General features: G+C 67.3%; 19 protein-coding genes. 15 read left to right on the top strand and 4 right to left on the bottom strand.

The window, feature by feature from the left end:
* Window positions 1-79: 79 nt before the first annotated feature.
* Window positions 80-1,204 (top strand): molecular chaperone DnaJ, encoded by a 1,125-nt coding sequence (gene dnaJ, locus JI752_RS17580; protein WP_216966554.1) that lies wholly within the window; start codon window positions 80-82, stop codon window positions 1,202-1,204.
* A gap of 13 nt (window positions 1,205-1,217) precedes the next feature.
* On the opposite strand, the gene JI752_RS17575 is transcribed toward dnaJ, so the two are convergent.
* On the bottom strand, window positions 1,218-1,982 hold the full coding sequence (locus JI752_RS17575; protein ID WP_216966552.1) for a glutathione S-transferase N-terminal domain-containing protein: 765 nt from the start codon (window positions 1,980-1,982) through the stop codon (window positions 1,218-1,220).
* Between JI752_RS17575 and JI752_RS17570 the strand changes: the two genes are divergently transcribed.
* From JI752_RS17570 to JI752_RS17525, 10 genes are all read left to right on the top strand, one after another.
* Complete coding sequence (locus JI752_RS17570) at window positions 1,960-2,103, top strand: hypothetical protein (RefSeq protein WP_216966550.1); 144 nt, start codon at window positions 1,960-1,962, stop codon at window positions 2,101-2,103. The two genes, JI752_RS17575 and JI752_RS17570, sit on opposite strands and share 23 nt — an antisense overlap.
* Window positions 2,100-2,822 (top strand): 4-hydroxy-tetrahydrodipicolinate reductase, encoded by a 723-nt coding sequence (dapB, locus tag JI752_RS17565; RefSeq protein ID WP_216966548.1) that lies wholly within the window; start codon window positions 2,100-2,102, stop codon window positions 2,820-2,822. Before JI752_RS17570 ends, dapB begins: the two co-directional genes overlap by 4 nt.
* Before the next feature lie 205 nt (window positions 2,823-3,027).
* The gene (carA, locus tag JI752_RS17560) at window positions 3,028-4,167 is read left to right on the top strand and encodes a glutamine-hydrolyzing carbamoyl-phosphate synthase small subunit (RefSeq protein ID WP_216966546.1); all 1,140 of its coding nucleotides are present in this window, start codon (window positions 3,028-3,030) and stop codon (window positions 4,165-4,167) included.
* A gap of 20 nt (window positions 4,168-4,187) precedes the next feature.
* A complete protein-coding gene (locus JI752_RS17555) occupies window positions 4,188-4,610 on the top strand; it encodes a hypothetical protein (protein ID WP_216966716.1) in 423 nt (140 codons plus the stop codon).
* Between the two features lie 8 nt (window positions 4,611-4,618).
* A complete protein-coding gene (gene carB, locus JI752_RS17550; RefSeq protein WP_216966543.1) occupies window positions 4,619-7,870 on the top strand; it encodes a carbamoyl-phosphate synthase large subunit in 3,252 nt (1,083 codons plus the stop codon).
* 296 nt (window positions 7,871-8,166) lie between these two features.
* On the top strand, window positions 8,167-8,646 hold the full coding sequence (greA, locus tag JI752_RS17545; RefSeq protein WP_216966542.1) for a transcription elongation factor GreA: 480 nt from the start codon (window positions 8,167-8,169) through the stop codon (window positions 8,644-8,646).
* Window positions 8,647-8,656: 10 nt separating this feature from the next.
* Window positions 8,657-9,595, top strand: coding sequence for a phosphoglycerate mutase (locus JI752_RS17540; RefSeq protein WP_216966541.1), 939 nt, complete (start codon window positions 8,657-8,659; stop codon window positions 9,593-9,595).
* Entirely contained in the window at window positions 9,592-11,319 is a 1,728-nt protein-coding gene (recJ, locus tag JI752_RS17535) for a single-stranded-DNA-specific exonuclease RecJ (RefSeq protein WP_216966539.1), read from the top strand. The genes JI752_RS17540 and recJ overlap by 4 nt, the downstream gene beginning before the upstream one ends.
* 295 nt (window positions 11,320-11,614) lie before the next feature.
* Complete coding sequence (locus JI752_RS17530) at window positions 11,615-13,693, top strand: 3-hydroxyacyl-CoA dehydrogenase NAD-binding domain-containing protein (protein WP_216966537.1); 2,079 nt, start codon at window positions 11,615-11,617, stop codon at window positions 13,691-13,693.
* A 32-nt stretch (window positions 13,694-13,725) separates the two neighbouring features.
* On the top strand, window positions 13,726-14,904 hold the full coding sequence (locus tag JI752_RS17525; RefSeq protein WP_216966535.1) for an acetyl-CoA C-acyltransferase: 1,179 nt from the start codon (window positions 13,726-13,728) through the stop codon (window positions 14,902-14,904).
* Window positions 14,905-15,012: 108 nt separating this feature from the next.
* Here the strand turns inward: JI752_RS17525 and JI752_RS17515 are convergent, their stop codons facing one another.
* From JI752_RS17515 to JI752_RS17505, 3 genes are all read right to left on the bottom strand, one after another.
* The gene (locus tag JI752_RS17515) at window positions 15,013-16,299 is read right to left on the bottom strand and encodes an SDR family NAD(P)-dependent oxidoreductase (RefSeq protein WP_216966533.1); all 1,287 of its coding nucleotides are present in this window, start codon (window positions 16,297-16,299) and stop codon (window positions 15,013-15,015) included.
* Window positions 16,300-16,320: 21 nt separating this feature from the next.
* A complete protein-coding gene (locus JI752_RS17510) occupies window positions 16,321-16,776 on the bottom strand; it encodes a MaoC family dehydratase (protein WP_216966531.1) in 456 nt (151 codons plus the stop codon).
* Between the two features lie 334 nt (window positions 16,777-17,110).
* Window positions 17,111-18,295 carry an acyltransferase family protein gene (locus tag JI752_RS17505; RefSeq protein ID WP_216966529.1) on the bottom strand — a complete coding sequence of 395 codons (1,185 nt, stop codon included), beginning with the start codon at window positions 18,293-18,295 and terminating at the stop codon, window positions 17,111-17,113.
* Window positions 18,296-18,431: 136 nt separating this feature from the next.
* Here JI752_RS17505 and JI752_RS17500 point away from each other — a divergent pair, with 136 nt between their 5' ends.
* The 4 genes from JI752_RS17500 (at window position 18,432) to lysS (ending at window position 22,945) form a co-directional block, all read left to right on the top strand.
* A complete protein-coding gene (locus JI752_RS17500; RefSeq protein ID WP_216966527.1) occupies window positions 18,432-19,316 on the top strand; it encodes a LytTR family DNA-binding domain-containing protein in 885 nt (294 codons plus the stop codon).
* A 77-nt stretch (window positions 19,317-19,393) separates the two neighbouring features.
* A complete protein-coding gene (locus tag JI752_RS17495; RefSeq protein WP_216966525.1) occupies window positions 19,394-20,032 on the top strand; it encodes a YkvA family protein in 639 nt (212 codons plus the stop codon).
* Between the two features lie 137 nt (window positions 20,033-20,169).
* A protein-coding gene (gene prfB / locus JI752_RS17490; protein WP_216966523.1) for a peptide chain release factor 2 occupies window positions 20,170-21,298 on the top strand; the annotation gives its coding sequence in 2 pieces (ribosomal slippage) (window positions 20,170-20,244 and window positions 20,246-21,298; 1,128 coding nt in all).
* A 126-nt stretch (window positions 21,299-21,424) separates the two neighbouring features.
* On the top strand, window positions 21,425-22,945 hold the full coding sequence (lysS, locus tag JI752_RS17485; RefSeq protein WP_216966521.1) for a lysine--tRNA ligase: 1,521 nt from the start codon (window positions 21,425-21,427) through the stop codon (window positions 22,943-22,945).
* Window positions 22,946-23,172: the final 227 nt, after the last annotated feature.

The raw sequence follows: 23,172 nt of genomic DNA, 5'->3' as shown, positions 1-23,172 counted from the left end.
GTCCGGTTCCGAATCCCTTTCCTGTGTCTAGCCTCTTGCCGTTACGAATCCCGAATCCCGAATCACGAATCCCGGCTCCATGAGCAAACGCGACTATTACGAAGTACTGGGCGTGGCCCGCGACGCCAGCGACGAAGACCTGAAGAAGGCCTATCGCCGCTGCGCGATGAAGCACCATCCCGACCGCAATCCCGGCGACGCCGCCGCGGAAGCCGCGTTCAAGGAGTGCAAGGAAGCCTACGAAGTGCTCTCCGACGCCAACCGTCGGCGCGCCTACGACCAGCACGGCCATGCCGCGTTCGAGCACGGCATGGGCGGCGGTGGCGGCGGTGCCGGTTACGCCGACATGGGCGACATCTTCGGCGACATCTTCGGCAACATCTTCGGTGGCGGCGCCCAGCGCGGCCCGCGTCGCGGCGCGGACATCGGTTACGTGATGGAGCTGTCGCTGGAAGAAGCCGTCGGCGGCACCGAGAAGCAGATCGAGATCCCCACGCTCGACGAGTGCGCGACCTGCGACGGCAGCGGCTCGGCCGACGGCAAGCTGGAGACCTGCGAAACCTGCCACGGTCGTGGCCAGGTGCGTTTCCAGCGCGGCATCTTCTCGATGCAGCAGGCGTGCCCGCACTGCGGCGGGCGCGGCAAGACGATTCCCAATCCTTGCGCGGACTGCAACGGCCAGGGCCGCGTGGAGCGCACCAAGACGCTGCAGGTGAAGATTCCCGCCGGCGTCGACAACGGCGACCGCATCCGCCTGGGCGGCGAAGGCGAGGCCGGTCCGGCCGGTTCGCCGCCGGGCGACCTGTACGTGGACGTGCGCGTGCGCGAACACGAGATCTTCCAGCGCGACGGCGACGACCTGCATTGCGAAGTGCCCGTGCGCATCGCCCAGGCGGCGCTGGGCGACAACATCCGCGTGCCCACGCTGGATGGCGAGGTCGAACTGCGCATCCCGGCCGAAACTCAGACCGGCAAGCTGTTCCGCTTGCGCGACCGCGGCGTGAAGTCCGTTCGCAGCCGCAAGCCCGGCGACCTGTACTGCCGCGTCGTGGTGGAAACACCGGTGAACCTCACCACCGAGCAGCGCGAGTTGCTGGAGAAGTTCGAGGCCACCTTCGTCGGCGACGGCGCACGCCGCCATTCGCCGCGCGCCTCCACCTTCCTCGACGGTGTGAAGGGCTTCTGGGACCGCATGACGTCCTGAGGCGTCGGGCCGCTCATGCGCTTCGTAGCGAGCGGCCGATCAACTGCGAGTACGTGGTCGCCGGCGATGCCGCCAGGCGATCGCGCCACGCCAGCAGATCGCTGAATTCTTCCGCCAGTACCGCGTCGCTCCAGCAGCGACGCGTGGCCGGGCCGAGCGGCGGTTCGGTGCGCGCGATCGGCGCGACGGCTTCGAGCACCACGGCCATCGCGATGTCGGCGTAGCCGAACGTTCCCAGCAGGAAATCGCCGCCACGCGCGTGCAAGCCTGCGCGCGTTCGATCGAGCGCGAATCGCAAAGCACCTTGCCGGCTCAGATGCCGGTACTTCCGATCCAGACGACGCGTCGCGTCGCGCGCCACGAACCGCAACGGGCGAAGCAGCGGTGCCGGCACCACCGCGGCACTGGCTTCGTCCAGCGCGGCCGGATCCGCCAGTACGCCGCGCACGACGCGGCTGCGGGCTTCGGCGAGGGCGGCTTCGCTGAGGTCGTTCCAGGGCGCGATGGCGTCGAACGCACCCAGCCGCGCGTCGCCCGCCACCGTGGCCGCATGCCGGGCGATGTCCCACGACCCGCGTATCGCGTCTCGCCCCACGATCAGCACGGGCACGGACACCGGGCCGTTCCATTGCCGCAGGCGCCAGCGCAGCCCGGGCTCGCTCAGAGTCGGGGTGTATTCGCGATAGTCGAAGGGCACGCCGCACCGTTCCAGCGCCCAACGCGCCTTCTGGGTCCAGGGCGAAAAGGATTCACCGATGAGCAGCGTGCCGTGCGGCATCAGCGCGGTGTCGATGCACGGTGAAGGAAGAGGTGCCCATTACGCCAGCGACGGCGTGATGACGCGGCATGCACCCGCGCGCTTGTCGCGCACGCGCGCGACGATTAGCCTGCGCGCATGAACACGACGACGAATCCGGTCCGCATCCTCATCCACGGTTCCTCCGGGCGCATGGGCCAGGCGTTGCTGCGCCTGTCAGCGGAGCGCGAGGACGTGACGGTCGTGGCTGCCGTATCGCGTTCGCAGCCGGCGCAGCGCGTGGTCGAAGGCGTGCCGCATTTCGCCGTGTCCGAACTGCACGGCGTGCCCGCGTTCGATGTCGCCATCGACTTCAGCCTGCCGCAGGGTTTCGATCCGATCCTGGCGCTGTGCGAGGAACGTGGCGCGGCGCTCGTGTCGGGCACGACCGGACTGGAAGAGCCTCAACGCGCCGCGCTCGATGGCGCGTCACAGCGCATCGCGCTGCTGTGGGCGGCGAACTTTAGCCTGGGCGTGGCGATCCTGAGCGAACTGGTCGAACGGGCCGCGCAGGCGCTGCCGGGCTGGGACTGCGACATCGTGGAATCGCACCACGTGCACAAGAAGGACGCGCCCTCCGGCACCGCGCTGGCGCTGGGCGCGAGCGCAGGGCAGGGTGGGGCGAATCCGCGCTATGCGTCGTTGCGGGCCGGCGACATCGTCGGCGAGCACCTGGTGCAGTTCACGGCCCCGGGCGAGCGGATCGAGCTGATCCACCGCGCCACCAACCGCGACATCTTTGCCCGCGGCGCCCTTCACGCGGCCGCGAAGCTGGCCGGGCGCGCCCCGGGGCGCTACCGCCTGCGCGATCTGCTCGCCTGAACGAGCTTGCCGGAATCCGTCAGATTGACGCTTCCGGCGCAGATGACGCTGGCGTTACCGGCCTTGGGCCGCTAGAATTCCGGCTCGCCTGAACCCCTTCCGTCGGACCGGTCCCGCACCGCGTCCGCGCTTTGCTGCAAGCCGGTTTTGCCGGTGTCTGCGCGACGGGAAGGGTCAGCACCCCCCGGCAGCCAAGGCGATCCCCGTGACCCAACCCGCAATCCTCGCGCTCGAAGACGGAACCCTCTTCGAGGGCGTTTCCGTAGGCGCGCCCGGCCTTTCGGTCGGCGAAGTCGTATTCAACACGGCCATCACCGGCTATCAGGAAATCCTCACCGACCCGTCGTACGCACGACAGCTGGTGACCCTGACGTATCCGCACATCGGCAATACCGGTTGCACCGATCAGGACGACGAGGCAGCACGCGCCTGGGCCGCCGGCCTGATCGTTCGCAACGTCCCGCGTCGTCCGAGCAACTGGCGCAGCCAGGTGTCGCTGCCGGAGTGGCTCAAGGCCCGCGGCATCGTCGCCATCGCCGACATCGACACCCGCAAGCTCACGCGCATCCTGCGCGAGAAGGGCGCGCAGAACGGTGCGCTGATGGCCGGCGCGGCTCCTGGAGAGCGCCTCGACGTCGACAAGGCGCTTGAAGCCGCCCGCAAGTTCCCCGGCCTGAAGGGCATGGACCTGGCGAAGGAAGTCACCACGCGCGAGCGCTACGAGTGGCGCGACGGCCAGCTCGACCTGGACCGCAACGAGTTCGTGAAGGCCGATCCGAAGTTCCACGTCGTCGCCTACGACTACGGCGTGAAGCACAACATCCTGCGCATGCTGGCCGAGCGTGGCTGCAAACTCACGGTCGTGCCGGCGCAGACGCCCGCGTCGGAGGTCTTCGCGCTCAAGCCCGACGGCGTGTTCCTGTCCAACGGCCCGGGCGATCCGGCGCCGTGCGATTACGCCATCGCGGCCATCAAGGAATTCATCGCGGCCAAGATCCCGACCTTCGGCATCTGCCTGGGCCACCAGCTGCTGGCGCTGGCCGCCGGCGCGCAGACGGTGAAGATGGGCCACGGCCACCACGGCGCGAACCATCCGGTGCAGGACCTCGACACCAAGCGCGTGATGATCACCTCGCAGAACCACGGCTTCGCCGTCGACGAAGCGACGCTGCCGGCGAACGTGCGCGTGATCCACCGTTCGCTGTTCGATGGCACCAACCAGGGCATCGAGCTCACCGACGCGCCGGCCTTCAGCTTCCAGGGCCATCCGGAAGCCAGCCCGGGCCCGCACGACGTGGCGCCGCTGTTCGACCGGTTCGTCGCCTCGATGCAGCAGGCCAAGTGAGCGACACGGCCACCAAGCCGATCCGCGGGAAGCGCCACTGGCGCAAGGTTTTCGTTCTCGCGGTGGTGCTGGGCGCCTATCCGGCGTTCGTGCTGGTGGCCACGTACTCGCAGTTCTTCGCCGTGGGTTTGCCCGGCGGTCGCAACGGCCCGGCCGATGCGTACCGCCACTCGCTCGCCAGCGCCATCGTCGCCTACACACTGTCTCCGCGTTGCGTGGACTGGGTGACGGCGGTGATGGAGGACGACGGACAGGGCAACGCGGCCCGTGCGATGGATGCGCACAACAACCGGCTCGGCGCGCGCATAGGCGCGGCCGCCGACAGCTGGAACGCCATGCAGCAGGCCGTGCTTGCTGCCGTGAAGAACGGTGCGATCGACGCCCGATCGCCCGACCAGATCACCTGGCTCGCGCCCGCCGCGTGGCAGGAACGACTTTACTGAGGACCCCCATGCCCAAGCGCACCGACATCAAAACCGTCCTGATCATCGGCGCCGGCCCGATCGTGATCGGCCAGGCCTGCGAGTTCGACTACTCCGGCGCACAGGCCTGCAAGGCCCTGCGCGACGAGGGCTATCGCGTGGTGCTGGTCAACAGCAACCCGGCCACGATCATGACCGACCCGAACATGGCCGACGCCGTGTACATCGAGCCGATCAACTGGCAGACGGTCGAGAAGATCATCGCCAAGGAAAAGCCCGACGCACTGCTGCCGACGATGGGCGGCCAGACCGCGCTCAACTGTGCACTGGACCTGGCCGACAACGGCGTGCTCGAGAAGTACAACGTCGAGCTGATCGGCGCTTCGCGCGACGCGATCCGCATGGCCGAGGACCGCGAGCTGTTCCGCGTCGCCATGTCCGAGATCGGCCTGGAATGCCCGAAGGCCGAAGTCGCGCGCACGTTCGAGCAGGCGGTGGAGATTCAGACCAAGGTCGGTTACCCGACGATCATCCGTCCCTCCTTCACGCTGGGCGGTACGGGCGGCGGCATCGCCTACAACAAGGAAGAGTTCGAAGAGATCGCCAAGCGCGGCCTCGAGCTCTCGCCCGTGCACGAGATCCTCGTCGAGGAATCGGTGCTGGGCTGGAAGGAATTCGAGATGGAGGTGGTCCGCGACACCAAGGACAACTGCATCATCGTGTGCTCGATCGAGAACTTCGACGCGATGGGCGTGCACACCGGCGACTCGATCACCGTCGCCCCGGCGCAAACGCTCACCGACAAGGAATACCAGCGACTGCGCGATGCCTCCATCGCCGTGCTGCGCAAGATCGGCGTGGATACCGGCGGCTCGAACGTGCAGTTCGGCATCAACGCCCACGACGGCCGCGTCGTCGTCATCGAGATGAACCCGCGCGTGTCGCGCTCCTCGGCGCTGGCGTCGAAGGCCACCGGCTTCCCGATCGCCAAGGTCGCCGCCAAGCTCGCCGTGGGCTACACGCTGGATGAGCTGAAGAACGAGATCACCGGCGGTCTGACGCCGGCGTCGTTCGAACCGAGCATCGACTACGTCGTCACCAAGATCCCGCGCTTTGCCTTCGAGAAGTTCCCGCAGGCCGACGCGCGCCTGACCACGCAGATGAAGTCCGTGGGCGAGGTGATGGCGATGGGCCGCACCTTCCAGGAATCGCTGCAGAAGGCGCTGCGCGGGCTGGAAACCGGCAAGGTCGGCCTCGACCCCACCGGGTTGGACCTGTCCAGCGAAGAGGACATCGCCAAGCTCAAGCGCGAACTGAAGGAGCCGGGTCCGGAGCGCATGTTCCACATCGGCGATGCGTTCCGCGCCGGCATGAGCGTGGAAGACGTGCACGCGATGTCGTTCGTCGATCCGTGGTTCCTCGATCAGATCGAGGAGATCATCGCCAACGAGAAGTCCGTCGCCGAAGCCGGCCTGTCGGCGCTCGACAAGTCGCGCATGCGCGAGCTCAAGCGCATGGGCTTCTCCGACGCGCGCCTGGCGCAGCTCACCGGCACCGACGAGACCGCCGTGCGCACGCTGCGCCGCGCCTTCGGCGTGCGTCCGGTGTACAAGCGCGTGGACTCGTGCGCGGCGGAGTTCGCCACCACCACCGCGTACATGTACTCGACGTACGAAGACGAGTGCGAGGCCAATCCGAGCAACCGCGACAAGATCATCGTGCTCGGCGGCGGCCCCAACCGCATCGGTCAGGGCATCGAGTTCGACTACTGCTGCGTGCACGCGGCGCTCGCCCTGCGCGAGGACGGGTACGAGACCATCATGGTCAACTGCAACCCGGAAACCGTATCCACCGACTACGACACCTCCGACCGCCTGTACTTCGAGCCGCTCACGCTGGAAGACGTGCTGGAAATCGCCGACCTGGAGAAGCCCAAGGGCGTGATCGTGCAGTACGGCGGCCAGACGCCGCTGAAGCTGGCGCGCGCGCTGGAAGCCAACGGCGTGCCGATCATCGGCACCACGCCCGACAGCATCGACCTGGCCGAAGACCGCGAGCGTTTCCAGAAGCTGGTGCAGGACCTGGGCCTGGCGCAGCCGCTCAACCGCACCGCGCGCAATCCGGAAGAAGCCGTCGTGCTCGCCTCGCAGATCGGCTACCCGCTGGTCGTGCGCCCGAGCTACGTGCTCGGCGGTCGCGCCATGGAAATCGTCCACGGCGACGCCGACCTCAAGCGCTACATGCGCGATGCGGTGAAGGTGTCCAACGACTCGCCGGTGCTGCTGGACCGCTTCCTCGACAACGCGGTGGAAGTGGACGTCGACGTCATCGCCGACAAGGACGGCAACGTGCTGATCGGCGGCGTGATGGAACACATCGAGGAAGCCGGCGTGCACTCGGGCGACTCCTCGTGCTCGCTGCCGCCGTACTCGTTGAGCCCGGCGGTGCAGGACAAGCTGCGCGAGCAGGTCGTCGCGCTGGCCAAGTCGCTCAAGGTCGTGGGCCTGATGAACACGCAGTTCGCGATCACCTTCGACGAGAACGGCGACGAGACCATCTACCTGATCGAAGTGAACCCGCGCGCCTCGCGCACGGTGCCGTTCGTGTCCAAGGCCACGGGCATGGCGCTGGCGAAGATCGCCGCGCGCTGCATGGTCGGCCAGACGCTGGCCGCGCAGGGCGCGACGAAGGAGATCGTGCCGGACTACTACTCGGTCAAGGAAGCGATCTTCCCGTTCGCCAAGTTCCAGGGCGTGGACCCGATCCTCGGCCCGGAGATGCGTTCCACCGGCGAAGTGATGGGCGTGGGCCGCAGCTTCAGCGCCGCGATGGCGCGCGCGCAGGAAGCCGGCGGCATCAAGGCGCTGCCGCAGGGCGGCAAGGTGTTCGTCTCGGTGCGCGATCCGGACAAGCAGCGCGTGCTGACCGTGGCGCAGGACCTGATCAAGCGCGGCTACGCGCTGGTCGCCACCGAAGGCACGCACGCCTTCCTGACCGCGCAGGGCCTGGAGTGCGAGCGCATCAACAAGGTGACCGAAGGCCGTCCGCACGTGGTCGACCTGATCAAGAACGGCGAGATCGTCTACATCGTCAACACGACCGAAGGTCGCCAGGCCATCAACGACTCGTTCTCGATCCGCCGCGAAGCATTGCAGCACCGCGTGACGTACTCGACCACCGTGTCGGGTGCGCGTGCGCTGGTGAGTTCGCTGGAGTTCCGCGGCACCGGCCCGGTGTGGTCGCTGCAGGAACTGCACGCGGAAGTGCAGGGCGCGGCGTAAGCGTCGCGCTTTTGTAGCCCGGGTAAGCGACGCGCACCCGGGTTCAGGGCGCGTGACGGCGATCCCGGGTGCGCTTCGCTCACCCCGGCTACGATCCTGGCATCCCCGGGATGGCGGGGATTCAAGCCTGAGGGCGTCACCCCCGGCGGAAGCCGGAATGGCGCGGACAATTGGGTTCCCGCCTTCGCGGGAATGACGGCTCGGGGCGAATGCGGCTTTCGCCCTGACCGTCATCTGATAGAGAATCCGCATAACGGACTGCCGGGAACCGAGCCCGGCAACAGGAAGAACAAGCAATGCGAGCACCCCTTACCCTTCAGGGCGCACAGCGACTGCGCGCCGAGCTGGAAGAATTGAAGTCGGTCAAGCGCCCGGCGGTGATCAACGCGATCTCCGAAGCGCGCGCGCACGGCGACCTCAAGGAAAACGCCGAGTACCACGCCGCCCGCGAACAGCAGGGCTTCATCGAAGGCCGCATCAAGCAGCTGGAAGCCGAGCTGTCGCACGCGCAGGTGATCGACGTGTCCTCGCTCAACGCCGGCTCGCGCGTGGTGTTCGGCGCGACGGTCGAACTGGCCGACACGGAAACCGACGAAGAGCGCCGCTACCAGATCGTTGGTGACCTGGAAGCCGACATCAAGCTGGGCCTGATCGCGATCTCCTCGCCGGTGGCGCGTGCACTGATCGGCAAGCACGAAGGCGACACGATCACCATCGATGCGCCCGGCGGCACCCGCGAGTACGAAATCGTCGGCGTCAGCTACGCCGCCGGCTGAGAGCGGCAGAGTGATCACGCTGCTGCTGCCGCCGCGCGAGCGCTTTGGCGGCCAGCGTCTGTCGGAGTCCACCGGCAAGGCGCTGGCGCGCGGCGATCGCAGCGAGCGCGGCGGCGATGCGCTCTCCGACATTCTCGATGTGCTGCCGCGCGGCTGGCCCGTCGCGGCCGCCTCGCGTCAACGCGATGCCGGCGACGCCGCGCACGCCGCCTGGCTGCGTGCGGATCCGGCCTACGTGCAGCCCGACATCAACGGCGCACGCCTGCTGTCCTACGGACAGGCGCTGGGTCTGACCGCGACCGACGCAGCCGCACTGCTGAAACCGCTCAAGCCATTGTTCGGCGACGCGGGCTTTCCGATCGACGCGCCCGTTCCATCGCGCTGGTACCTGCGCTTGCCGATGGGCGCGAAGCTGCCTGCGTTCACTTCGCCCGAGCAGGCCCTCGGCGCCGATCTCTTCGATGAGTTGCCGCAGGGCCCCGAAGGCCGCCGCTGGCGTGCATTGCTCAGCGAAGCGCAGGTCGTGCTGCACAACCATCCGCTCAACGCGCAGCGCGCAGCGGCCGGGCTGGCGCCGGTGAACTCGTTGTGGTTCTGGGGCGCGGGCGCGCTGCCCGATCGCGTGCAGTCGACGTACACGCGCATCGCCAGTGATGACGAGACCCTGACGGCGCTGGCCGTACTCGGCGGCGTGCACGTCACCGCCAGGGCATCGTCGTGGAATGGCGATGCCGCCAGCGGGAACACGCTCATCGACCTGCGCGACTCGCGCGATCTCGCCCTGCTCGAGGGCGCATGGTTCGCGCCCCTGCTGAAGGCCGTCGCCGACAGCGCGCTTGCGCAGCTTCGCTTCGAATTCGACGACGGCACGCGCTACGACATCACGCGCTCGCAGCGCTGGCGCTTCTGGCGTCGCCCGCTGGTGTCCTTCGTCGCGTCTGCCGCATGAAGCCGGTGGCACGACTGCGGCGCCGCGAGTGCCCCGATCCGGGGCAGTGGCCCGACACGATGCCGCGGCTGCTGCGCCGCTTGTACGCCGCGCGCGGCGCGACCACGCCCGAGCTCGCGCAGCCGCGCCTGACGAACCTGCATCCGCCGGAACTGCTCGGTGGCCTGGACGCGGCGACGGCGCTGCTCGCCGAGGCCATCGCGCACGACAGGCACATCGTAGTCGTCGGCGATTTCGACTGCGACGGCGCCACTGCCTGCGCGGTTGGCGTGCGCGGGTTGCGCATGCTCGGCGCGCGGCGCGTTTCGCACGCGGTGCCCAATCGCATCGTGCACGGCTATGGCTTGTCGCCGGCGCTGGTGGAGGAACTGGCGGCGCTGCAGCCCGACCTGCTGGTCACCGTCGACCACGGCATCGCCTGCCATGCCGGCATCACGGCGGCGAAAGCGCGCGGCTGGCAGGTGCTGGTGACCGATCATCACCTTCCGGGCGAACACCTGCCACCGGCCGATGCCATCGTCGATCCGAACCTGCGCGGCGACGCATTCCCGAGCAAATGCCTGGCCGGCGTCGGCGTGATGTTCTACGTGCTGCTCGCATTGCGACGGCACCTTCGCGAACGCGGTGCGTTCGACGGGCGCGAGCCGGACCTGCAGGTGCTGCTCGACCTCGTCGCTGTCGGTACGGTCGCCGACGTGGTGCCGCTGGATGCGAACAACCGCGCGCTCGTCGGTGCGGGACTGCGACGCCTGCGCGCGGGTCACGGCTGCGCGGGCTTGAAGGCACTGATCGAAGTGTCGCAGCGCGATGCCGGCCGTCTGACCGCCACCGACATCGGCTACGCCGTCGGCCCGCGACTCAATGCGGCCGGGCGCCTGGAAGACATGGCGCTGGGCATCGAATGCCTGCTCACCGACGACCTCGCGCGGGCGCGCGACATCGCCGCCACGCTCAACGAGATCAACAGCGAGCGCCGCGCCGTGCAGCAGCAGATGACCGATGACGCCGAACGCGCACTCGGCCGCGTGGCGATGGGCGAGGGCGACGCTCCGGCGGCGGTGTGCCTGTTCGATGCCGAATGGCATCCGGGCGTGGTCGGCCTGGTCGCTTCGAAGATGAAGGAGCGGCTGCACCGTCCCGTCATTGCGTTCGCGCCGGCCGAGCCGGGCAGCGATTCGCTGCGCGGCTCCGCGCGCTCGATCCCGGGCTTCCACATCCGCGACGCGCTGGCCGACGTGCACGCGCGTCATCCGCATCTGATCGAACGCTTCGGTGGGCATGCGATGGCCGCGGGCCTGTCGCTGCGCGCGGAGGCCTTCGCGGCGTTCGCACAGGCCTTCAGGGAATGCGCCGCGGCCCTGCTCACGCCCGAACTTCTGCAGGCCGAACTGCTCAGCGACGGTGAACTGGTGGCCGACGAATTCTGCCGCGCCAGCGCCGAAGCGCTGCGCGACGGCGGGCCGTGGGGGCAGGGTTTCGGCGAGCCTCAGTTCGACGGCGAGTTCGATGTGATCGGTTGGCGGGTCGTTGGCGAGCGGCATCTGAAACTCGAACTCGGCCTCGCAGGGCGTCGCCTCAACGCGATCGAGTTCGGCGGCTGGACCGGACTTGCGCCGCCCGCGCGCGTGCGCATCGCGTATCGGCTGGAAACGGACGATTACCGCGGAGGCGACGCCGTGCAACTGATCGTCGTCCATCGCGAAAGCGTCGACGGGATTGCGTAGGGCATCCGAATGCGGACGATACGTGCGCCTTGAACGGCGAGCGGTCGGCCGCCGATCGCCCTGACTGCACGATTCTCGTCGCGAGCGAAACACGACTCTCGCTCTATTCCTGACGGCACAGTCTTTGCCGGGCGTCGTTCGGGCAACCGATGTCACAGGCCCCCTCCTAAGGGGGGGAGTTCGCGCCGGAAAAGCTGCTTAACTCGATGCAGGTAGATGCGGAGCAGTCCACCTTGCTGTTCCCGCATTCGCGCGGTGCCACCGGCGCCGCTATCGACGCATCATGGAACCCGCAATGACAGCGCACTACGAGACTCGCGACGAGGTCGCGGTCATCACACTCGACAACCCGCCCGTCAACGGACTGGGATACCGCACGCGACGCGGCATCGTCGACGGCATGCAGCGCGCCCTGGCCGACGGGGCGGTGAAGGCCATCGTGATACATGGGCAGGGCAACGCCTTTTCCGGCGGCGCCGACATCCGCGAGTTCGACTCGCCGGACGCGCAGCGCGAACCGAGCCTGCATACGGTGATCCGGACGATCGAATCCTCGCCCAAACCGGTCGTCGCCGCGATCCACTCGGTGGCGATGGGCGGTGGGCTGGAGCTCGCGCTGGGATGCCACTACCGCGTGGCGGAGCGCGACGCGCAGATCGCCTTGCCGGAGGTGAACCTGGGCCTGTTGCCGGGTGCGGGTGGCACGCAGCGCCTGCCGCGCGTCGTCGGGCTCGAGCGTGCCGTGAACATGATCGTTTCCGGCGAGACGGTTCGCGTCGCAAGTCTGGAAGGAACCCGCCTGTTCGACGCGATCGTCGACGTGGACGTGATGCCTGCCGCGCTGGCGCTGGCACGCGACGTTATGAAGAAGTCGGCGCACCCGAAGGTGCGTGATCTGCGCGTCGAGCATGAGAATCCCGAAGGCTACCTGGGCTTCGTCCGCGCGACGCTGTCCGCCAACGCGAAGTCGTTCCCCGCGCCGCTCAAGTGCGTGGACGCGGTAGCAGGTTCGCTCAAGCCGTTCGAACAAGGATTGGCGGAGGAGTGGGCCGCATTCCAGGCGCTGATGGCGACACCCGCGTCGCGTGCGCTGCGGCATGCGTTCCTCGGCGAACGCATGGCCAGCAAGATTCCCGACGTGCCCGCCGACACGCCGACGCGCCGCATCGACCAGGTCGCGGTGATCGGCGCCGGCATGATGGGCGGCGGCATCAGCATGAACTTCCTCAACGCGGGGATTCCGGTCACGCTGCTGGAGACGAACGCCGAGGGCCTGGAGCGGGGCATCGCGAACATCCGCCGCAACTACGAAGCCTCTGCGAAGAAGGGCAAGCTCACACAGGAGCAGGTCGAGCAGCGCATGGCGCTGTTGAACGGGACGTTGTCGTATGGCGACATCGGCAACGCGGACCTGGTAATCGAAGCGGTCTTCGAGAACCTCGACGTCAAGGAGTCGGTGTTCAGGCAACTCGACGCCGTCGCGAAGGCCGGCGCGATCCTCGCATCGAATACCTCCACGCTAGACGTCGATCGCATCGCCGCATTCACCGGGCGGCCGCAGGACGTGGTGGGCATGCACTTCTTCAGTCCGGCGAACGTGATGCGGCTGCTTGAAGTCGTCCGCGGCGCGAAGACCGGCAAGGACGTGCTGGCCACCGTGATGAAGCTGGCGAAGCGGATCCGCAAGGTCGCGGTCGTCGCCGGAGTCTGCGATGGCTTCATCGGCAATCGCATGATCGAACAGTACTCACGGCAGGCCGGCTTCCTGCTGGACGAAGGCGCGCTTCCCGAGCAGGTCGACCGTGCCGCGGAGGCATTCGGCTTCGCAATGGGGCCCTTCCGCATGATCGACATGGCCGGCAACGACATCAGCTGGGCCATTCGCAAGCGTCGTTACGTGGAGCAGCCCGAGTTCACCTATTCCAGGACCGGCGACCTGCTCTGCGAGATGGGACGTTTCGGCCAGAAGGCCGGCGCGGGTTGGTACGACTACAAGGCGGGCGACCGCAAGGCGTACCCGAGCGCGAAGGTCAACGAGATGATCCAGGCCCATTCGAAGTCCCTGGGCATCGAGCGCCGGCACATCAGCGACGAGGAGATCGTCGAGCGCCTGGTTCTGTCGATGGTCAACGAGGGCGCACTGATCCTGGAGGAAGGCATCGCGACGCGGGCCTCCGATATCGACATGGTGTACCTGAGCGGATACGGATTCCCCAAGCATCGTGGAGGACCGATGTTGTACGCCGATGAAGTCGGGCTCTACAACGTCGTGCAATCCATTTCACGCTACGCGGCCGGTTACGAGGGCAGCGCGTGGAAGGTGGCGCCGCTGCTGCAGAAGCTGGCGGACGAAGGCAAGGCCTTCAATTCCTGACGGTTGTGCGGGACGGTTTCCAGGACAAGGCAATGAAAGAAGCAGTGATCGTTTCCACCGCGCGCACCGGCCTGGCGAAGAGCTGGAAGGGTGCATTCAACATGACGCACGGCGCCACGATGGGCGGGCACGTCGTGAAGCACGCGATCCAGCGGGCGGGCCTGGATGCAGGCGAAGTCGAAGACGTGATGATGGGGTGCTCCTATCCCGAAGGCGCGCTGGGCAGCAACATCGGGCGACAGATCGCGCTGCGCGCCGGGTGCCCTGTCACGGTGCCGGGCATCACCCTCAACCGTTTCTGCTCGTCGGGACTGCAGACCATCGCGATGGCCGCGCAGCGGATCATGACCGGCGAGGGCGATGTTTTCGTCGCCGGCGGGGTCGAGAGCATCTCGTGCGTCCAGGCCTACACCAACACCCACATGATGGAAGAGGCCTGGCTCAGCCAGCACAGGCCGGCGATCTATTGGGGCATGTTGCAAACGGCGGAAACCGTCGCCAGCCGCTATGGCATCTCGCGCGAGCGTCAGGACGAATACGGCGTGCGCAGCCAGCAACTCGCAGCGGCCGCTCAGGCCGCGGGCCGTTTCGCGGACGAGATCGTGCCGATCAAGGTGAAGATGGGCGGCATCTGTCGGGATACCGGCAGGATGGAAAGTCGTGACGTCACGGTCGAAGCCGATGAAGGTATTCGCCCCGATACCACGCTGGAAGGCGTGGCGAAGATCCGCACCGCGATCCCGGGTGGCGTCATCACGGCGGGCAACGCGTCCCAGTTTTCGGATGGTGCGTCGGCGGCGGTCGTCATGAACGCCGACGTGGCTGCCGCCAAGGGGCTCAAGCCGTTGGGTGCATTCCGCGGTTTCGCGGTGGCCGGTTGCGAACCCGACGAGATGGGTATCGGTCCGGTGTTCGCGATCCCGAAGCTGCTCAAGAAGGCCGGTCTCGGTATCGAGGATATCGGCCTTTGGGAGCTCAACGAAGCCTTCGCCGTGCAGGTCCTGTATTGCGTGGATCGACTTGGAATTCCGATGGAGCGGCTCAACGTGAGCGGCGGCGCCATCGCGGTGGGTCACCCCTATGGCGTATCGGGTGCGCGTTTGGTCGGGCATGCCCTGATCGAAGGGAAGCGACGCGGTGTCCGCCATGTGGTGGTGACCATGTGCATCGGTGGCGGGCAAGGCGCCGCCGGTTTGTTCGAAGTGTTTTGATGGGGCACGCACATGTCGCTCATTCTGTCGCGCCGTGACCTGGATTTCCTGCTGTATCAATGGCTGGATGTCGAAAGCCTGTGTCAGGCGCCGCGTCACGCCGAGCACTCACGCGAGACCTTCGACGCTGCTCTGGATACCTACGAGCAGGTCGCCTCCGAACTGTTCGCCACGCACAACAAGAAGAGCGACCAGAACGAACCGCACCTGGACGGCGGCGCGGTCAACATCATTCCGGAAGTCGGCGAGGCGCTGCGCGCGTTCTGCGAAGCCGGGTTGATGGCCGCGGGGCAGGACGACAGCCTGGGCGGCATGCAGCTGCCGTTGGTCGTCGAGAAGGCCGGCTTCGCCTATTGCCTGGCCGCGAACGTGGCCACCGCGTCCTACGCGCTCCTCACCATCGGCAACGCGAACCTGCTCCGGACCTACGGCACCTCGGCACAGATCGAGGCGTTCGTGCGGCCGCAGATGGAGGGTCGCTTCTTCGGCACGATGTGCCTGTCCGAACCCCAGGCGGGCTCCTCGCTGGCCGACATCATCACGCGCGCGGATTACGAGTGCGAGTCGCCGCTGGGGTCGCAGTACCGCCTGCGCGGCAGCAAGATGTGGATCTCGGGCGGCGAGCACGAACAGCGGTTCCGTATCGACGACGCGAGCTGCCGAAAACGCACCGCCGCCAGCGGACAGGATGAGCTTGGAAGGCGCGTTCTCGCTGACCAGGAACAACGCTGCCGGCGTGACCTTCTCCGGCTTGATCGCATCCAGCATCGCCGGCGGCAGGACGTCCTCGGTCATGCGGGTGGCGGCCATCGGCGCGATCGTGTTGACGCGGATGTCGTTCTTGCGGCCTTCCAGCGTGAGCATGTGCATCAAGCCGACAAGCCCCATCTTCGCTGCCCCGTAATTGGACTGGCCGAAATTGCCGAACAGGCCCGAGGAAGACGAAGTCATCAGGATGCGCCCATAGTTCTGCTCGCGCATCAGTTCCCAGACGGCCTTCGTGCAATTGACCGAACCCATCAGGTGTACATCGAGCACGGCGCGGAAGTCGGACATTTCCATCTTCGAGAAGGACTTGTCGCGCAGGATGCCGGCGTTGTTGATCAGGATGTCAACACGGCCGAATGCGGCGCGGGTCTGATCAACCATCGCGACGACCTGTTCGAAGTCGGTCACATTCGCCCCATTGGCGATGGCTTCACCGCCCGCGCGACGGATTTCCTCGACTACGGCCTCGGCGGCCGAGCCCGAACCGCCCGTGCCATCGCGGCTGCCGCCCAGATCGTTGATCACCACTTTGGCACCGCGCGATGCCAGGCCCAGCGCATGCGCGCGTCCCAGGCCGTTGCCGGCGCCGGTCACGATGGCCACGCGGCCGTCGAATCGAATCGTCATGTTCGTTTTCCTTTCGTCGAATCAGGGATAGCGGCGAGTGATCGACTCGGCCACGCAGGCCGGCTTGCCCGCGCCTTCCAGTTCAACGGTCATCTCGATGAGCAGTTGCGCGCCTTCGTTGTCGATCGCATCCCAGCCGAGCAGCTTGAAGTGCCCGCGCACGCGGCTGTCGACCGGCACCGGCTGGATGAAGCGGACCTTGTTGAGCCCGTAGTTGATGCCCATCGTGCTGCGGCGGATTTCGAACGCCGTGGCGAAGAGGGCCGGCAGCAGGCTGAGGGTCAGGAAGCCGTGTGCGATCGGCGTGCCGAACGGGCCCTTCGCCGCGCGCTCGGTGTCGACATGGATCCACTGGTCGTCGCCGGTGGCCTGTGCGAACTGGTTGATGCGGGCCTGGTCGATCTGGATCCAGTCGCTTACGCCGATGATCTCGCCGACGAGAGGCTTCAGGTCGGCGATGGTTTCGTAGGTTCTCATCCGGGTTCCGGTTTCGGGATGTGTAGGGGCTTGCTTGGCTAAGCGGCATCGCCGGGCGAAAGCGAGCAGCGGCAAACAGCAAGCCTTGAGCGTAGTCATGATCGCCAGACCAGGCCCCCCGTATTTGGAGGGGGCGCTCGTTCCGGGCACGTCGCGCGCCGTTCGCCGTTGCATGTTGGCGCGTTGTGAGGCCTTGCCCGCGTGTCACACACGGCGGCGACTAGGTCGCAGACGATGCATCGCATCCCATCGGGTCGCCAGGATGCCACCGTCGAATCGCGTGGGCTCGTCCGCGTCGCCGCTCGCCGATGCTCTGCCCGCCAGGAGCCTGCTGTCAGGCAGGCGCACCGACAGTTTCGCGCGTCGCCTGCCGTGGCGTCCGCGGTCCCAGCCCGAACAACGGCCGCAGCACGCCCACACGTCGCACGATCTCGAATCCCGCAAAGCACAGCGCCAGCGTGACGGCCACCAGCATCGGGCCTTCGACGACCGGGCGCAGGCCCAGCGGCTGCAGGTTGTGGGCGAGCACGACGATGATCGTCTGGTGGAGGATGTAGACCGGAAACACGGCCTCGGTGAGGTAGCGCCGCGCCGGGCTGTCGCCGGGTTTCCAGTGCGCGGCGAAACCGACGATGGCGACGATGGCGCTCCACTGGAACAGGCCCCAGATGCAGCGCTGGACCATGCGCAGCGCTTCCGGCGGCGGTGTCGCATCGTCGTTGAACGTGCCGAAGTACCAGACGATGAAGACGTAACCGGCGACGGAAAGCGCGGCGGCCGGCCACCGCAGCGCAGCGAAGCGATCCCACACCGTCTGCGATCGCGCCACCGCGTAGCCCAGCAGGAATTGCGGCAGGTACTGGGCGTGGTTGTACCAGTCGTCGACGAGCGCGTGGGTGGATTCAAAGCGGCCCACCAGCGCCACGCGCACGACCACCAGGAAGACGATCGGCCAGACCAGAAGACCCCAGCCGGACATCGCCGCGACCACCCGCGCCTTCAGTCCGGACAGCTTGCCGCGCGTCGTCCAGCGCAACAGGCACAGCACCACGGTATAGGCCCACAGGTAGACGACGAACCACAGGTGGTTCCAGGTCGGCACGTCGAGGCAGTCGCCATCGCGGCAGAAAGTCGGGTCGTTCGACAGGTACCGGCCCCAGAAGGCGAGATAGCCATCGTGGTAGCCGCCGGGCAACTTCTCCACCACCTCGTAGTACGCCTGCGGGGTGACGATCACCACCATGCCGAACACCAGCGGCACCAGCAGCCGCCACGAACGGCGGCGAAGGAAACCGTCTTCGCCCTTGCCCAGCAGGTACGCACTGGCCACGCCGGAGATGAAGAACAGCAGCGACAGCCGCCAGGGCGAGGTCATCATCATGAACGGCTCGAGCGCGTCGCCCGCGAACGGGCTTTTGACGTGCCAGTCCCAGGTCACGTAGTACATGCCCACGTGGTACAGCACGAGCAGCGCGAAGGCGCCGATGCGGACCCAGTCCAGAAAGTAGCGGCGTTCCATGGCGGTGCGTCCTTGGTGTGGGATGCCCGCACTGTTGGCCGCGCCAGGCGCCGTTCCCAGCGCAAAGTGACCAACCGGCGGCCGCTTGGGACGAATCGCGGGGAGGCAGGGACCGATCGCGCCTAGAATCCGGACGATGAATGCGCCCATTGCGACGACCACTGCCGGCCCCTTCCGCTCCGATCGCTGGCGGCGCGTGTTCGAGGTCGGCTTCTGGGTCGTGATGACCTGCATCAACGCGGTCGCCAACAGCATCACGGTGCTGATCGACATCGAGAACTCGGGCCTCGGGTTCGCCGCCTGGGAGCCGGTGACCTGGGAGTGGTCGAGCGGGATCCTGATGCTGGCCCTGGTGCCGGCGGTGGTCTGGTTCACCCGGCGGGTTCCGTTCCACTGGGACAGCTGGCGCCGGGCGCTGCCGTGGCATGTGCTGGGCAGCGTGGTGTTCTGCCTGGTCCACGTGGTCGGGATGGTCGCCATTCGCGAGGCCGTCTATGCCTGGCAGGGCGGCGATTACGACTTCGGTTCCTGGCCGCGCCAGCTGATCTACGAGTACCTCAAGGACGTGCGCAGCTATGCCGGCATGGTCGTCATCATCGAGGGCTACCGCTTCATCCGCCGCCGCTGGCAGGGCGAGGCCAGCCTGCTGGGCGAACCGGACGAAGGCCCGCCCGTCGAGCCGGTCGAGCGGCCCGAACGCTTCCTGGTTCGCAAGCTGGGGCGCGAGTTCCTCGTCGCCGCGATGGACGTGGAATGGCTGCAGGCCTCGGGCAACTACGTGAACCTGCGCGTGCGCGGCCACGACTACCCGCTGCGCAGCACGATGGCGACCATCGAGGAGCGCCTGGACCCGTCGCGGTTCGCCCGGATCCACCGCAGCTACATGGTGAACCTGGGCCAGGTGGCCTCGATCGAGCCGCTGGACACCGGCGATGCCCGCGTCCACCTCGCCGACGGCACCGTCCTGCCGTGCAGCCGGCGCCATCGCGAGGCGCTGCGCGAGCGGGCCGGGTTCGCCTGAGCGGGCGGATTTGACGCGACGGCAACATTGGCGCACCTAGGCTGAACAGCCTCCGCCCCGCCCAGGAGTTCCGTGCCATGCCGTTGACCATCAACATCGACCTGTCCGACGAGGACCTGCAGCACTTTGCCGGCATCGTCGAGAGTGCCCGGCAGGAAGCCGCGGACAAGAGCAATGCCCAGGTCGTGGAGGCCGCCGTCGCGCTGGCGATGAAGGCGCAGCAGAGCAAGCCGCCGCAGTTCGTGAAGGACCGGCTGGAGATGCTCGATGCACTGATCGCGATGCTGCGCGACGAGGCCTGGGCGCTATCGGAAGCCGACGCGGCGAACGTGCGTTCGGCGCTGGCCTACTTCGTCTCCGCCGGCGACGCGATCCCGGACAACGTGCCGGTGCTGGGCTTCATCGACGACGCGATCATGATCGAACTGTGCGCACGCGAGCTGAAGCACGAGATCGAGGCCTACAACGACTTCTGCGACTTCCGCCAGCGCGAAGCCGATCGCCGCAAACTCGACCCGGCCACGGTGGGGCGCGCGGACTGGCTCGAAAACCGGCGGGAGGAATTGCAGGACCGCATGCACCAGCGCCGCTCGCGCGATTTCCGCGGAGGGTTCGGCAGCGGCTTCGGAACCGGCTACGGCGGCAGCAGCAGCTACGGCCCGGTGAGCCGCTATTCCGACAGCGGCTGGCGGCCGGGACCGTTCCGGTTCCGCTGAAAGCGGCGGCGTTGCTCGATCCTCGCCCGTCCGCGCGGTTCCGCCGCCGTCGGCGGCCTGTCCCTCTCCCGCAGGAGGGGAGGGATTGCGCGCTCTGTTAGAATCGCCGGTTCCTTTGATCCAATCTCGCACCGGACATGATCGAGCTCAATCCCGTCCGCCAGCGCATCGCCGACCTCACGGGCCGGCTGGATGCGCTCAGGGGGTATCTTTGACTACGACGCCAAAGTCGAACGTCTCGAAGAAGTAAACCGCGAACTGGAAAGCCCCGACGTCTGGAACGACGCGGAGCGCGCCCAATCGCTGGGCCGCGAGCGCTCTTCGCTCGAGAAGGTCGTCGTCGGCATCCGCACCCTCACCGACGGCCTGGTCGGCGCCGGCGAACTGCTGGAACTGGCCGAAATGGAGAACGACGAAGGCACCGCGCTGGCCGTGGTGGACGACGTCGATCGCTACGCGAAGGACGTCGAGAAGCTCGAGTTCCAGCGCATGTTCTCCGGCAAGATGGATTCGGCCAACGCCTTCGTCGACATCCAGGCCGGCGCCGGCGGCACCGAAGCACAGGACTGGGCGGAAATCCTCCTGCGCATGTACCTGCGCTGGGCCGAATCGCGAGGCTGGAAGGCCGAACTGATGGAAGTCAGCGGCGGCGACGTGGCCGGCATCAAGTCGGCGACCTTCCGCGTGGAAGGCGATTTCGCCTACGGCTGGCTCAAGACCGAGACCGGCGTGCACCGCCTGGTGCGCAAGTCGCCGTTCGATTCGGACAACCGCCGGCATACCAGCTTCACGTCGGTGTTCGTGTCGCCGGAAGTCGACGACAAGATCGACATCGAGATCAATCCGGCCGACCTGAAGACCGACGTCTACCGCTCCTCCGGCGCGGGCGGCCAGCACGTCAACAAGACCGAGTCGGCGGTGCGCATCACGCACGTGCCGTCCGGCATTGTCGTGGCGTGCCAGACCGAACGCAGCCAGCACGCCAACCGCGACCGCGCCATGAAGATGCTCGCGGCGAAGTTGTACGAGCTGGAAATCCAGAAGCGCAACGCCGAGCGCGATGCGGTGGAAGCCACCAAGTCCGACATCGGTTGGGGCAGCCAGATCCGCAACTACGTGCTGGACCAGAGCCGCATCAAGGATCTGCGTACCGGCATCGAACGCAGCGACACGCAGAAGGTGCTGGACGGCGACCTGGACGAGTTCGTCGAGGCCAGCCTGAAGTCCGGCCTGGAAGTCGGATCCAAACGCGCCGACGCCGTGTAACCCCCGCGGCGGCCCGCCGGCCGCCGCCGTTTTGATTTTGCCCCGCCCACGAAACACACTGGCTCCCCGCGCCCTGGCTTCCAGCGCCGCGCGAACGCCACATCCCACTCCAGCCCGACCGAACCGATGACCGACCAGACGCCCGCCCCGCAGACGCCCGCCGACGAGAACTTCCTGATCGCCGAGCGTCGCGCCAAACTCACGGCGCTGCGCGGAGAGGGCATCGCGTTCCCGAACGACTTCCGCCGTGCCGACTACGCCGGCGATCTGCAGGCGCAGTTCGCCGATGCCGAAACCTGGACCGCCGAAGCCCTGGAGGCCAAGGGCCAGCGCGTGGCGATTGCCGGCCGCATCCTGCTCAAGCGCGTGATGGGCAAGGCCAGCTTCGTGCAGATCCAGGACGAGTCCGGCCGCATCCAGCTGTTCTTGCAGTCCAACGTGCTGGGCGATGTCTACGAAGCCTTCAAGGGCTGGGACGTGGGCGACATCGTCGGCGCCGAAGGCGCGCTGACGCGCACGAAGACCGGCGAGCTGTCGGTCAAGGCCGACGTCCTGCGCCTGCTGACCAAGTCACTGCGCCCGCTGCCGGACAAGTTCCACGGATTGGCCGACGTCGAACAGCGTTACCGCCAGCGCTACGTCGACCTGATCGTGACGCCCGAGGCGCGCGATGTCTTCGTCAAGCGCAGCAAGATCATCCGCGCCATGCGGGCCTGGCTCGACGCCCGCCGCTTCCTGGAAGTGGAAACGCCGATGATGCATTACATCCCCGGCGGCGCCGCGGCCAAGCCGTTCGTGACGCACCACAACGCGCTGGACCTGGAACTGTTCCTGCGCGTGGCGCCGGAGCTGTACCTCAAGCGCCTGGTCGTCGGCGGCCTGGAGCGCGTGTACGAGATCAACCGCAACTTCCGCAACGAAGGCGTCTCGACCCGCCACAACCCGGAATTCACCATGCTCGAGCTGTACGAGGCCTACGCCACGTACAACGAGATCATGGACCTGACCGAAGGCGTGATCCGCGACGTCGCGCTCGAAGTGCTGGGCACCACGCAGATGCACTGGGACGGCGCCGACATCGACCTGGGCCCGGCCTTCCGCCGCTGGCGCCTGGACGAAGCGGTGCGCCACTACAACCCGGAGATCACGGCGGCCGACTGCACCGACCGCGCCGCGCTGGTGCGTCACTGCGAGCGCCTGAAGGTGCCCGTGAAGGCCGGCTACGGTTGGGGCAAGCTGTTGCTGGAAATCTTCGAGAAGACCGCCGAGCACCAGCTGGTGCAGCCGACCTTCATCACGCACTACCCGGTCGAAGTCTCGCCGCTGGCGCGCGAGAGCGATGCGGAGAAGGGCATCACCGACCGCTTCGAACTGTTCGTCAACGGCAAGGAGCTGGCCAACGGCTTTTCCGAGCTGAACGACCCCGAAGACCAGGCCGAGCGCTTCCGCTCCCAGGTTGCGGCCAAGGAGGGCGGCGACGACGAGGCCATGCACTTCGATGCCGACTACATCCGGGCACTGGAAGTCGGCCTGCCGCCCACCGGCGGCCTGGGCATCGGCATCGATCGCCTGGTGATGCTGATGACCGGTTCAGCCTCGATCCGCGATGTCCTGCTCTTCCCGTACATGCGCCCGGAAGCCGGCTGACGACCGACACCCCGCTGTAGCCCGGGTAAGGCGAAGCCGCACCGGGTCGAAGGCCGTGGTGGCACGTACGTCGAAAGCCCCCGGGTGCGCTGCGCTCACCCGGGCTACCGGGGCCTTTGCCCAATGAAGGGCGGCTAAAGACCACGCGACGTTCGGCCGATTCCTACATCAGGCCGGGAGGTTCCCGGCTGCGGCTGCCGCCGGGCCGGGGTATGCTGCCCTCAATG

This window comes from Lysobacter sp. MMG2 (genome assembly GCF_016735495.2).
In the GTDB taxonomy this organism is placed as follows: domain Bacteria; phylum Pseudomonadota; class Gammaproteobacteria; order Xanthomonadales; family Xanthomonadaceae; genus Lysobacter_J.
Note: the sequence above shows the minus strand (reverse complement) of the source record. Positions and strands in the feature narration are given on the sequence as shown.

What these genes read in the sequence shown, in the direction of transcription:
- dnaJ (WP_216966554.1), top strand. Translation starts at nt 80, where the DNA reads ATGAGCAAACGCGACTATTACGAAGTACTGGGCGTGGCCCGCGACGCC.
- JI752_RS17570 (WP_216966550.1), top strand. Translation starts at nt 1,960, where the DNA reads ATGAGCAGCGTGCCGTGCGGCATCAGCGCGGTGTCGATGCACGGTGAA.
- JI752_RS17575 (WP_216966552.1), bottom strand. Translation starts at nt 1,982, where the DNA reads ATGCCGCACGGCACGCTGCTCATCGGTGAATCCTTTTCGCCCTGGACC.
- dapB (WP_216966548.1), top strand. Translation starts at nt 2,100, where the DNA reads ATGAACACGACGACGAATCCGGTCCGCATCCTCATCCACGGTTCCTCC.
- carB (WP_216966543.1), top strand. Translation starts at nt 4,619, where the DNA reads ATGCCCAAGCGCACCGACATCAAAACCGTCCTGATCATCGGCGCCGGC.
- greA (WP_216966542.1), top strand. Translation starts at nt 8,167, where the DNA reads ATGCGAGCACCCCTTACCCTTCAGGGCGCACAGCGACTGCGCGCCGAG.
- recJ (WP_216966539.1), top strand. Translation starts at nt 9,592, where the DNA reads ATGAAGCCGGTGGCACGACTGCGGCGCCGCGAGTGCCCCGATCCGGGG.
- JI752_RS17530 (WP_216966537.1), top strand. Translation starts at nt 11,615, where the DNA reads ATGACAGCGCACTACGAGACTCGCGACGAGGTCGCGGTCATCACACTC.
- JI752_RS17525 (WP_216966535.1), top strand. Translation starts at nt 13,726, where the DNA reads ATGAAAGAAGCAGTGATCGTTTCCACCGCGCGCACCGGCCTGGCGAAG.
- JI752_RS17515 (WP_216966533.1), bottom strand. Translation starts at nt 16,299, where the DNA reads ATGACGATTCGATTCGACGGCCGCGTGGCCATCGTGACCGGCGCCGGC.
- JI752_RS17510 (WP_216966531.1), bottom strand. Translation starts at nt 16,776, where the DNA reads ATGAGAACCTACGAAACCATCGCCGACCTGAAGCCTCTCGTCGGCGAG.
- JI752_RS17505 (WP_216966529.1), bottom strand. Translation starts at nt 18,295, where the DNA reads ATGGAACGCCGCTACTTTCTGGACTGGGTCCGCATCGGCGCCTTCGCG.
- JI752_RS17500 (WP_216966527.1), top strand. Translation starts at nt 18,432, where the DNA reads ATGAATGCGCCCATTGCGACGACCACTGCCGGCCCCTTCCGCTCCGAT.
- JI752_RS17495 (WP_216966525.1), top strand. Translation starts at nt 19,394, where the DNA reads ATGCCGTTGACCATCAACATCGACCTGTCCGACGAGGACCTGCAGCAC.
- lysS (WP_216966521.1), top strand. Translation starts at nt 21,425, where the DNA reads ATGACCGACCAGACGCCCGCCCCGCAGACGCCCGCCGACGAGAACTTC.